The organism is Flavobacterium sp. WC2421, assembly GCF_040822115.1.
Lineage (GTDB): Bacteria > Bacteroidota > Bacteroidia > Flavobacteriales > Flavobacteriaceae > Flavobacterium.
Genome location: NZ_CP162004.1, coordinates 1,225,094 through 1,236,546 on the forward strand (window position 1 = coordinate 1,225,094; position 11,453 = coordinate 1,236,546).

Genomic DNA, 11,453 nt, shown 5'->3' on the forward strand with positions numbered 1-11,453 from the left:
TATTTGAAATGATTTCTAATCTTTCAATCTTTAAATAAAGAAAATGACAACAGAAGAATTAACAATAGAAGTTCAAAAAGCACTCGAAGAAATTAGACCTTTTTTGAATTCAGATGGTGGCGACATAACATTGATTTCCATAGAGGAAGACAAACATGTCAAAGTTAGACTGGAAGGAGCTTGCACCAGCTGTAGTGTAAACCAAATGACGCTTAGAGCAGGAGTGGAAACGACCATCAAGAAGTTTGCGCCCCAAATTGAAACTGTTGTCAATATCCTATAATTTTGTTGGGCATGTCCCTTTTCATAAAAAAGGCTAATCCACTTTGTGTTGATAGGCCTTTTTTATGAAAACGGTCGGGCTATACGCACTACTTTGGTAGCTTGCTTCTATCCCTCATGCAAACCCTATAACACACAACTAACTAACTAACTTATAACTCATAATTTGTTTATGGATGTATTAATAAAAATCAAAGATAGAGAAGGAGTAGTGCATGACCTGCAAGCTCCTACTGATATGGCCATGAATATCATGGAACTGTGTAAAGCATACGAACTTCCAGTAGAAGGAACTTGTGGCGGAATGGCCATGTGTGCCTCATGTCAATGTTATGTTCTTAATGACGTTGCCTTGCCAGAAATGGGAGATGATGAAGAAGCGATGTTATCTGAAGCGTTCTATGTAAAACCAAACAGCCGTTTGGGTTGTCAAATCCCAATCACTGAAAGTCTTGAAGGTTTAGAACTGGAGTTGGCTCCAGAAAGTTAATATAAAGTCCCGATAGCATCGGGACTTTTTTATTTTTTAATGGCAGTAATTGCTTTAGGTAAAATACGTTCTACAAATTTAGAATAAGCGAGCTGAGATGGATGTAGTCCGTCTTGTGCTACAAGATTGGGATCGGTTAATCCTTCTCGAGTGATGTCAGTAATGTTGATGAACTCAATCCCATTGTCGATGCAATACTTTTTTGCAAAAGCATTGTAGGCGTCGATTTCAGTTGAAATCCGACCTTGATTGCCTGTTTGTTGACCAAACGGAGTGTAAGCATAATCCGGTATAGAAACCACGATCACCTTTCCTTTGTCACCTTTTGCGAAAGCAATAGCTTTAGTTACTAATTCGGGAAACTCCTTTTCATACAAAGCAAAAGACCTGTTTTGATATTGATTGTTTACGCCAATTAATAGTGTAACTAAATCATACGTTGAAGGAGGATTCTGAGAATCAATTGCCGAAAGTAAATTGGAAGTAGTCCAGCCCGTTTGTGCGATAATCGTTAATGGGTAAGTATTAGTTGGATTTGTATTGCCCAAGCTTTTCTTGAGTTGTTCTGGAAATCGACAACTTTCACATACGCTTTGCCCTATTGTGTAACTGTCGCCAAGGGCTAAATAGCTATAGGATTTTCCTTCTGTTTGTGAGGAAGGGGTTGCTATTGGTGTTGTTTCTGTGATAACAGCTTCGGTGCTGCAACTTGCTGCGAAAAGAAGGGGTAGAAACAGAACTAGTATTAGAATTTTGTTTTTCATTAGTTTGAAAATTGGGATTAAATCAATTCTAATACTAGTTACGTTGTTCTGCTTTTATTGGTTTTAAATTTTAAGCCATTTCTACTTTCATCGTAATTGTTTCTTCTATGGCATCCCATAGACCGATTCTCTTTTCTAAAGCCAGTATTGATACTTCTTCTACATCGGCCCATTTTTGAGGATCGTCACCACAAAGTTCGGTAATCATTTTCATCGCCATTGGTCCGTGCTCATCGGCGTCTAATTCGATATGTCTTTCAAAATAATAAATCAATTTGCTTAGATCAGTGTCTGGGAAATTAGTTTGAAAGTTTTTTAAGATTACGGTAAACATATTTGGAATCAAATCTTCTCTACCAAAAGTAAAAGCGGCAGCAATTTCATGTGGTTTTCCTTCTTCAATAACACGAAATGTAAAGTCGAGAAATGCTTTGATATTAGGATGTAAGTTGCTTGTTTTTATCGCGACAAAAATGTTTTGTAAGGAATTTAACTCAGTTAAAAAATTGTCAATTTCCATTGTATTGGCGCCACAATCTTTCATGGCTTCTATGTACATTTCGTAATGACTTTGTCTGCGACCATCTAACGTCAAATCAGATTCTTCGGCAAGTACAATTTCATTAATTAAATATCTTGTTTCAGGATTTGGTGTGGCAAACCAAGGCGTAGTAGTACAGGTTAACTTGGATTGTAATGCTTTTAATAAGGACATAAAATCCCAAACAGCAAAGACATGGTTTTCTAAGAAACAATGTAAGTCAGTAATTGTTTTTACTTTCTCGTATAACGGGTGTTGTAATAATATTTTTTTTTGAGGTGTAATTGTGTCCTCGATATGCTGAATATTCATAAAATTTATTTTGGGTGTAAATATAAAAAAGCTTCTTGTTTCCAAGAAGCTTTTGCTATCAATTTTATAAATACTTTAATAGTTTTTCACATTATTTAAATGCTGGAATTCCAGTAATATCCATTCCTGTTATCAATAAATGAATGTCATGTGTTCCTTCGTAAGTAATTACTGATTCTAAGTTCATCATGTGTCGCATGATGGAATATTCTCCAGTAATTCCCATTCCGCCAAGAATTTGTCTAGCTTCACGAGCTATGTGAATAGCCATGTCTACATTGTTTCTTTTAGCCATTGAGATTTGAGCTGTAGTTGCTCTTCCTTCATTTCTTAAAACACCCAATCTCCAAGTCAATAATTGCGCTTTTGTGATTTCAGTAATCATCTCGGCCAATTTTTTTTGTTGCAATTGAGTTCCAGCAATTGGTTTGTCAAATTGTATTCTTTCTTTGGCATAACGCAAAGCCGTATCATAACAATCCATTGCAGCACCAATAGCACCCCAGGCAATACCATAGCGAGCAGAATCTAAACAACCAAGTGGGGCTCCCAATCCAGATTTGTTGGGTAATAAATTAGCTTTAGGAACTTTTACATTATCAAATATTAATTCACCAGTAGCTGATGCACGTAGTGACCATTTGTTATGTGTTTCAGGAGTAGTAAATCCTTCCATTCCGCGTTCAACTATTAATCCATGTATTCTTCCTTCTTCACTTTTTGCCCAAACAATGGCAATGTCTGCAAAAGGGGCATTAGAAATCCACATTTTGGCACCATTTAATAAATAATGGTCTCCCATATCTTTAAAGTTGGTGATCATGCTTCCGGGGTCAGATCCATAATTAGGTTCTGTCAATCCAAAACACCCAATGAATTCACCAGTAGCTAATTTTGGAAGGTATTTCATTCTTTGTTCTTCGTTTCCGTATTTCCAAATAGGGTACATAACTAAAGAGGATTGAACTGATGAAGTAGAGCGTACTCCTGAATCACCTCGTTCTATTTCTTGCATGATTAATCCGTATGATATTTGGTCTAAACCTGCTCCACCATATTCCACAGGGATGTAAGGGCCAAAACCACCAATTTCACCTAAACCTTTTACGATTTGTTTTGGAAATTCCGCTCTTTGCGCATATTCTTCAATAATAGGAGAAACTTCTTTTTTTACCCATGCACGTGCAGAATCACGGACTAGTTTATGTTCTTCTGTCAATAAATCGTCTAATAAGTAATAATCTGGCGCTTGAAATAAATCTGGTTTCATAGGTAGCTTTTATTTGTTTAGTAATTAAATAGCGTTTGGGTACCTTTTGTAATTCTTTTTTAGAATGGATCAAATGGTAATTTTAAAAAACAAATTTACGCAAAGAAATATAACAAAACCATTATAAATTGTTATATTTTTATATTTGAATAAAAAAACTATCCTATATAACATTTTATAGTATTGGAATGGTAAGAATTTGAAAAAACAACAAGTTAAAAGCATTTTATGAATAAGAAAAACTAACTTTTGTAATGGAGAAAAACGAGGTTTTGAATCACATCTTCAAATAAAACTCCTTTGTTAATTCAATGTATTCAGGTGTATATATATGTCTGGCTGTTTCAATGATTAATTCATCGATAGGAAAATCAGAAATTTCGTTTCGTGTAAAAGCCATCAAACTGCGTTTAACTTCTGTAGTAGGTGTTCCTTTGACACGGGTGATTTTCATAGGATACAATTCGCTTTCTTTGGCTAAAGCCAAAAAATGAGCTTCTTCTTTAAAAGGAATGATGATAGATAAAATTCCGTTTTCAGAAAGTAATAAGTCGGCTGCTTCTATTAAATCTTCAAAAGGCATCGCATCTTGAAAGCGTGCTTTATCTCTTTGGTCAGTTTCGGTTTTATAATCTTCACTATAAAAGGGAGGATTGGAAACGATTAAATCATATTCGTCTTCCGGTTCTTCTATGAATTCATCTAAGCCAGCATGAAAACAGAATAAGCGATCGCTCCAAGGGGAGTTTTCAAAATTATCAACCGATTGTTCATAGGCTTCTTCGTCAATTTCCAAAGCGTCAATCTGTTCTGCTTGACTTCTTTGTGCCAGCATTAAGGCAATTACACCTGTTCCTGTTCCAATGTCTAAAATGCTAAAGGGATTGTTTTCAATTGAAGTCCAGGCGCCCAGTAAAACTCCATCGGTGCCAATTTTCATGGCGCAACGGTCTTGTTCAAGAGAGAATTGTTTGAATTGGAATGTAGACATAAAGAGTTTAGTTTTTTTTGATTAAACGATTAAACAACTAACCGATTGAATCTGTCTATAAATACATTTCGATCAAACCTTCAGGAAGGTCCATGATGACTTTTTTATTCTCACGATCAATTTTTACAAGAAAATGATCAATCATAGGAATGAGAATTTCTACATCACCTTTGAGAACTTCAAATAAAGGTTGAGCAGTAGTATCGTTTATGGATTGGATGTCTCCAACATAGCCTAAGCGTTTGTCTTCCACTTCAAAACCAATTACTTCATGGAAATAGAATTTATTACCGGTAAGTTTTGGCAACATTTTCAAAGGAAGGTATAGGTCATTTCCTAATAAGGCTTCCGCTTCTTCTTCTGTATTTACATCTTCAAAACGAATTCTAAGAAAATCGTTTTTGTGTAGTGAGCTATTTTCAATAAAAAAAGGAACCAAGTGTTTGTTGCATTCAACAAACACTGATTCCAAGTTTTCGTATAACTCAGGTTCATCCGTGTCTAAATAGGCAAGAACTTCCCCTTTGAAACTAAATTTTTTAGCGATTTTACCTAAGTAGAAACAATCTTCTTTACGCATCGTCGCTTATAAAATTATGCTTGAGTTTCTTCGTTGTTTTCTTCAGCAGCAGGAGCTTCTTCTTCAGTTGAAGCTTCAACTTCTTCAGCAACTGGATTTGCAGCAGCAATTGCGTCAGCTTCTGCTTGTGCAGCTGCAGCTAAACGTTTTGCATTTACATCTTGTTCTGCTTTGAAAGCTTTTGCTTTAACATCAGCTTGTGCTTTAGTTAAACCATCTTTCTTAGCATCAACAGTTCCGTTTTTTGCTTCTAACCAAGTAGCTAATTTTGCATCAGCTTGTTCTTGAGTTAAGGCACCTTTACGAATACCACCATCAAGGTGATGTTTCAATAAAGCTCCTTTGTAAGAAAGAATTGCTTTAGCAGTATCAGTTGGTTGTGCACCATTGTGCAACCATTTCACTGCGCTATCAAGGTTTAAGTCGATAGTTGCTGGGTTTGTGTTTGGATTGTAAGTACCGATTTTCTCTAAGTATTTACCATCTCTTTTTGAGCGTGCATCTGCAGCTACAACCCAGTAAAAAGGTTTTCCTTTTTTACCGTGTCTTTGTAATCTAATTTTTACTGACATAATCTTGTATGATTAAATTTTGAGGTACTCGACCTCTGTTAATTAAGGGTGCAAAGATATTAAATTTATTTGAAATAACTAATAGGTTGTTATTATTATGAAAGAGAATGCTTTAGGTCTTTTTTAATGGTTTTTTTGGCTCCTAATTCTGTTTTTTAATGTATAATGTTATACTTTTGTTTGTTTAAAGACGCATTTTATGAAAAAACATTTTCTGTTTATTATCGTGCTATTTTCCGTTATATCTTGTCAAGAAGATATAAGGTTTAATAATCCTTCTTTTCAAGGAGTAAAAGACAACGTTTTTTGGCGTGCTATCCAAACGAAAGCATCGTTAGGCGCTAATGGGTCTTTGATTATTGAAGCTTACTCTGGAAATGAAGTTGTTACTTTTAAAACAACATCTAAGTTGCCTCAAACTTACCTTTTAGGAACTAGTTCTTCTAAAACGGCTACTTATGTCTTAACAGATAGTAATGGGTCTATTACGTTTGCCACTGGTTCTGGAATTGGTGACGGTCAAATTAAGATTACCGAATATGATGCTGTAAGTAATACCGTTTCGGGGACTTTTAAATTCAATGCGGAAAATATATACAATAATCCGTTGGCTGGACCAGTTTTAAATTTCCAACAAGGAGTTTTTTATAAGATACCTATAACTACAACAGTCCAGTAGGAGTAGTGGGAGGTTAATTTTAACATACACTTTAGGGTTTAGTTTTAGTAGTTTGTTTCTTTTTTAAATCAAAATAAAAACATAAATAAGCTAATTTATAGTTGTTTAGAAAAAAATTAGACTACATTTGTTGCAATTATTATAAATAAGTACATATGAATATTTTTGTTGGAAGCCTTCCATTCAGTATTGAGGAAGCAGATTTAAGAGAGTCTTTCGAGGCTTACGGAGCAGTTGATTCAGTTAAAATCATTACTGATAAATTTACTGGAAGAAGTAAAGGATTTGGTTTTGTTGAAATGACAAATGATGATGAAGCTCAAAAAGCGATTGACGAATTGAACGGAGCTACTGTTCAAGGACGTGCTATTGTGGTTAACAAATCTGAGCCAAAACCAGAAGGAGAAAGAAGAAGTTTTAATAACAACCGTGGTGGAGGTGACTCTCGTGGTGGTTATGGTGGAAACAGCCGTGGTGGAGATAACCGTGGTGGTGGAAACAGAGGAGGATATTAATATTCTTTTTAACAACTATAAAAAAAGGGGACAATTTACATTGTCCCCTTTTTTGTTTGATATATTCCTTTTAGAGATGCACTACAGTGTATCTCTAAAAGGAATTATTATTTTTATAGATTAGCGACTAACCAATCTCCAACATCACTTGTTTTATATGCTGTAGCTCCTTTTGGTGCTAAATCTTCGGTAACGATTCCTTGTTCCAATGATTTATTAACTACAGCTCTAATCGCTTCCGCTTCTTCTTTTAAACCAAAAGCATCTTCAAACATCATTGCTGCCGATAATATGGTTGCTAATGGATTTGCTATATTTAATCCAGTAGCTTGCGGGTAAGACCCGTGAATTGGTTCGTATAGCGAAGTATGTTCTCCTACTGATGCAGATGGCATTAATCCCATAGATCCTGAAATTACAGATGCTTCATCAGTTAAAATATCTCCAAATAAATTCTCAGTAATCAATACGTCATACGAATTTGGCCATTGTACCAAACGCATTGCAACAGCATCAACAAATTCATAGCTAACAGTTACTTCAGGATAATCTTTTTCCATAGCTTGCACTGTTTCTCTCCATAAACGAGAAGTCTCTAGAACATTAGCTTTGTCAACGCAACACAATTTTTTTGTGCGTGTCATTGCTAATTCAAAACCTTTTTTTGCCAAACGTTGTACTTCTGCTCTTGTGTAAACACAGTTATCAAAAGCGGTTTCTCCACCGTCTCTTCTTCCTTTTTCTCCAAAGTAGATTCCTCCGGTTAATTCTCTTAAGAAAACCAAATCAGTTCCTTCAATACGTTCTCTTTTTAAAGGAGAATTGTCAATTAGAGAAGGGAAAGTGAAAGTAGGGCGAACATTAGCAAATAAACCTAGTTTTTTACGCATCAACAATAATCCTTGTTCTGGTCTAACTGGTGCAGAAGGATCATTATCGTATTTTGGGTGACCAATAGCTCCAAATAAAACGGCATCAGCAGCCATACATATTTCATGTGTTTCATCTGGATAAGGAACTCCAACAGCATCAATTGCACAGGCTCCAGTAAGAGCTGGTGTCCAAGTGATTTCATGGTTGAATTTTTTTGCAATGGCATCCGAAACTTTTACAGCTTCATTGATTACTTCAGGTCCAATTCCGTCTCCTGCCAAAAGTGCGATAGTATATTTCATTATGATATTTTTTTATTACTGATTCTTTCTTTTTTTTTTGTAAAAATAGTGCTTTAGTTGGTAACTACGTTAAGCATTTTTTGAGTTGCTATAATTGCAGCAACAGTTTGATCGGAGTCTAGTCCTCTCGTTTTAAACTCTTTTCCATTGTTGGTCCAAGTGATAATGGTTTCACACAAAGCATCTGAGCTACTACCAGGAGGGATACGTACTGCATAATCAATCAGCTTTGGTAAAACCAATTTTTTGCTAGTATATATTTTCGCTAATGCATTCATAAAAGCGTCAAACTGTCCGTCACCTTGTGCATGTTCTTCGATTATTTCGCCATCAATTTTCAAGCACAATGTAGTTGAGGGGCGCATACCTTTGGCGTGTGACAGTAAATAAGATTCTACCGAAATTTTTTCTTCATAGGAATGACTGTCCAGTACATCCGAAATGATATAAGGCAAATCTTCTTTGGTTACCGTTTCTTTTTTATCACCTAGTTCAATGATTCGTTGTGTAACTAGTTTTAAATCTTCTTGGTTTAATTTCAGTCCTAATTCTTGAAGGTTTTTTTCAATATTGGCTTTTCCAGAAGTTTTTCCTAGCGCATATTGCCTTTTTCTCCCGAAACGTTCAGGAAGTAAATCATTAAAATAGAGATTGTTTTTATTGTCTCCATCGGCATGGATGCCCGCGGTTTGTGTAAAAACATTATCTCCTACAATAGGTTTGTTAGCAGGAATTCGATATCCAGTGAAGGTCTCTACTAATTTACTCACAGAGTATAAAGAAGATTCTTTTACGCCAATTTCTATTTGAGGTAAAAAGTCATTAATAACTGCAACGGTACTTTCAAGCGGTGCATTTCCAGCACGTTCTCCCATTCCGTTTACCGTTACGTGTAGCCCTTGAATTCCAGCTTTTACCGCTTCCATAACATTGGCAATACTTAAATCATAATCGTTATGAGCGTGAAAATCAAAATGGGTATTTGGGTATCTTGCTATGATTTTTGAAATAAATTCAAAAGTTTCTGAAGGAATTAAAACTCCTAAAGTATCGGGTAATAAGACTCTTTTGATAGGTTGTTTAGTCAAAAAGTCTAAATATTGAAATACATATTCGGGTGAATTACGCATTCCATTACTCCAGTCTTCTAAATAAACATTTGTTTCAATATTATTTGCTGAGGCTAAAGTTATTGCTGTTGCAATTTCGGAAAAATGTTGTTCGGGAGTTTTTTTTAATTGATGTGTCAAATGATTCAATGAGCCTTTGGTCAATAAATTTTGAACTTTGGCTCCTGCTTTTTTCATCCATTCAATTGATAATCCGCCGTCTACAAAAGTCAAAACTTCTATGCGGTCCGTATACCCTTTTTCTTTGGACCAAGCCATAATGCCTTTTACGCCTTGAAATTCTCCTTCGCTTACTCGAGCAGAAGCAATTTCTATTCGATCAATATTTAATTCTTCCAGTAATAATTGGGCAATGGTTAGTTTTTCTGCGGCAGAAAAAGATACTCCTGAGGTTTGTTCACCATCGCGGAGTGTCGTATCCATTATTTCAATTTTTCTTTTTTCCATATTCCTGTTCTAAATTCCTTTTAAAGGAAAATTATTGTTGTGGTGATTGGTTTTTTCCTCTCACCTCATTTAATTTCATTGTCATCGAAATCGCTTCTGTTTCTATCCAATTATTATATTCTTCAATGGCTTTCAATCGCAAATTATTGTCTAAATAACCTTCTTCTACCATTTGTGTTGAGCCTGCCACTTTTGACCAAATACTTATTTTCGATTTAAAATTGGAATCTTCTTTATTGTAAAACTCATCTGAGTTAATTTTTTCAATCGAATGAAAACCCACTTCTTTAAATAAATTAGGTAAATCTTCTGCAATTCTGTTATTCATTCCAGCATCTGCTCTCCATTTTAAGAACGTATTGTAAAATGTTTGCATACTTTCTGGTGGGGATGGATTCCATATCATATTTATGTGGTCATAATCAAGAATCGAAATTTGTCCGTTTGACTTTAATAATGATTTCATTTTTATCAAAGCTTCTTTTGGATTGCTCAACCATTGTAATGTTCTGGCTGAAACAATTAAATCAAATTTTTCATTTGGATGGAAATCAAATAAATCAACATGAATAAGTTCTAGATTTACGCTATTACCATACGATTTTTTGCCACTTAAAATAAAATTTTCTGTATTGTCGATTCCTGTTATTTTTCCTTTTGGTCCTATAATATTGGCAATATCCTTCGAAATTGTACCTGTCCCGCAACCTACATCTAAAACCTTCATCCCAGGTTTCAAAATTTGAATCAAGTGCCTGTAATCTTTTTTTAGACTTCTATTATCAAATATTTTATTAGCTTCTTCGTCTCTTTGTATGTGTTTGTTAGCTTTCATTTATAATTGAATTATTTAAATTTATTTTTTGTCGAATAATTTTAAACAATTATACTGATTTGCTTAATTTAGAAAGACCCGACAGCTTTTAAAAATCTGTCAGGTCTAAATATACTGAACTCGATTTTTTAGTATGGCAGTTTATCTGCAAAACCTACTATTTCTGGTTTGATATTTTGTAAATAATCAATATCATCAAAACCATTGATCATATTGTTCTTTTTGTATCCATTAATATCAAAAGATTCTTTTTCTCCAGTAGCTTTCAAAGTAATCGTTTGCTCCTGCAAGTTGATTTCTAATTCTGTTTTTGGATCCGCTTCAATTGCTTTGAAGATTGCATCAGCAAATTGAGGGCTCACTTGAACAGGTAAAACACCAATATTCAAACAGTTTCCTTTGAAGATATCTGCAAAGAACGAAGAAACTACTGCGCGAAATCCATAATCGTAAACCGCCCAAGCAGCGTGCTCACGTGATGAACCTGAACCAAAGTTTTTCCCTCCTACCAAGATTTTTCCTGAGTAAGTTGAGTCGTTCAAAACGAAATCTGCTTTTGGAGTATCGTCTCCGTTGTATCTCCAGTCTCTGAAGAGATTGTCTCCAAAGGCTTCACGTTTAGTAGCTTTCAAGAAACGAGCAGGGATGATTTGATCTGTATCTACGTTTTCTATAGGTAGTGGCACTGCACTACTGGTAAGGATGTTAAATTTATCGTATGCCATTTTTTGTAATTTTAGATTTTAGAATTCATATTTTAGATTCTCTTTTGAAAGACTAAATTGATATTCCAAAATGTTTTTTATTAATCATGTAAATCATTTTTCGATTGAAGATTTTAGGTCGTAATTCAGTAAAAGCTATTCGTTA

14 protein-coding genes are annotated in these 11,453 nt (G+C 34.8%); 4 read left to right on the forward strand and 10 right to left on the reverse strand.

Annotated elements, in window-relative coordinates; translation table 11 throughout:
• Positions 1–43 precede the first annotated feature (43 nt).
• Positions 44–283, forward strand: coding sequence for a NifU family protein (locus tag AB3G33_RS05165; RefSeq protein WP_007137123.1), 240 nt, complete (start codon positions 44–46; stop codon positions 281–283).
• 171 nt (positions 284–454) lie between these two features.
• Positions 455–772: a ferredoxin gene (locus tag AB3G33_RS05170; RefSeq protein ID WP_367756694.1), complete on the forward strand. Its 318-nt coding sequence runs from the start codon at positions 455–457 to the stop codon at positions 770–772.
• A 29-nt stretch (positions 773–801) separates the two neighbouring features.
• Here AB3G33_RS05170 and AB3G33_RS05175 read toward each other — a convergent pair whose 3' ends face one another.
• The 6 genes from AB3G33_RS05175 to AB3G33_RS05200 form a co-directional block, all read right to left on the reverse strand.
• The gene (locus tag AB3G33_RS05175; RefSeq protein ID WP_367773122.1) at positions 802–1,536 is read right to left on the reverse strand and encodes an SGNH/GDSL hydrolase family protein; all 735 of its coding nucleotides are present in this window, start codon (positions 1,534–1,536) and stop codon (positions 802–804) included.
• Between the two features lie 70 nt (positions 1,537–1,606).
• The gene (locus AB3G33_RS05180; RefSeq protein WP_367773124.1) at positions 1,607–2,389 is read right to left on the reverse strand and encodes a DUF3050 domain-containing protein; all 783 of its coding nucleotides are present in this window, start codon (positions 2,387–2,389) and stop codon (positions 1,607–1,609) included.
• A gap of 91 nt (positions 2,390–2,480) precedes the next feature.
• The gene (locus AB3G33_RS05185; RefSeq protein WP_367756700.1) at positions 2,481–3,659 is read right to left on the reverse strand and encodes an acyl-CoA dehydrogenase family protein; all 1,179 of its coding nucleotides are present in this window, start codon (positions 3,657–3,659) and stop codon (positions 2,481–2,483) included.
• Between the two features lie 277 nt (positions 3,660–3,936).
• Positions 3,937–4,650, reverse strand: coding sequence for a tRNA1(Val) (adenine(37)-N6)-methyltransferase (locus tag AB3G33_RS05190; RefSeq protein ID WP_367773126.1), 714 nt, complete (start codon positions 4,648–4,650; stop codon positions 3,937–3,939).
• 55 nt (positions 4,651–4,705) lie between these two features.
• A complete protein-coding gene (gene rimM / locus AB3G33_RS05195; protein WP_367756702.1) occupies positions 4,706–5,230 on the reverse strand; it encodes a ribosome maturation factor RimM in 525 nt (174 codons plus the stop codon).
• 14 nt (positions 5,231–5,244) lie between these two features.
• Positions 5,245–5,802, reverse strand: a complete 558-nt coding sequence (locus AB3G33_RS05200; protein WP_367773128.1) for a 30S ribosomal protein S16 — start codon at positions 5,800–5,802, stop codon at positions 5,245–5,247.
• Between the two features lie 199 nt (positions 5,803–6,001).
• On the opposite strand from AB3G33_RS05200, the gene AB3G33_RS05205 reads away from it, so the two are divergent.
• Positions 6,002–6,481: a DUF6252 family protein gene (locus tag AB3G33_RS05205; RefSeq protein WP_367756706.1), complete on the forward strand. Its 480-nt coding sequence runs from the start codon at positions 6,002–6,004 to the stop codon at positions 6,479–6,481.
• Positions 6,482–6,636: 155 nt separating this feature from the next.
• Positions 6,637–6,996, forward strand: coding sequence for an RNA recognition motif domain-containing protein (locus tag AB3G33_RS05210; protein WP_367756708.1), 360 nt, complete (start codon positions 6,637–6,639; stop codon positions 6,994–6,996).
• A 113-nt stretch (positions 6,997–7,109) separates the two neighbouring features.
• On the opposite strand, the gene leuB is transcribed toward AB3G33_RS05210, so the two are convergent.
• The 4 genes from leuB to leuD form a co-directional block, all read right to left on the reverse strand.
• The gene (gene leuB / locus AB3G33_RS05215) at positions 7,110–8,171 is read right to left on the reverse strand and encodes a 3-isopropylmalate dehydrogenase (protein ID WP_367773130.1); all 1,062 of its coding nucleotides are present in this window, start codon (positions 8,169–8,171) and stop codon (positions 7,110–7,112) included.
• Positions 8,172–8,224: 53 nt separating this feature from the next.
• Positions 8,225–9,748, reverse strand: a complete 1,524-nt coding sequence (locus AB3G33_RS05220) for an alpha-isopropylmalate synthase regulatory domain-containing protein (protein WP_367773132.1) — start codon at positions 9,746–9,748, stop codon at positions 8,225–8,227.
• 31 nt (positions 9,749–9,779) lie between these two features.
• Entirely contained in the window at positions 9,780–10,583 is an 804-nt protein-coding gene (locus AB3G33_RS05225) for a methyltransferase domain-containing protein (protein WP_367773134.1), read from the reverse strand.
• 128 nt (positions 10,584–10,711) lie between these two features.
• Positions 10,712–11,308 (reverse strand): 3-isopropylmalate dehydratase small subunit, encoded by a 597-nt coding sequence (leuD, locus tag AB3G33_RS05230; protein ID WP_367773136.1) that lies wholly within the window; start codon positions 11,306–11,308, stop codon positions 10,712–10,714.
• Between the last annotated feature and the right edge of the window lie 145 nt (positions 11,309–11,453).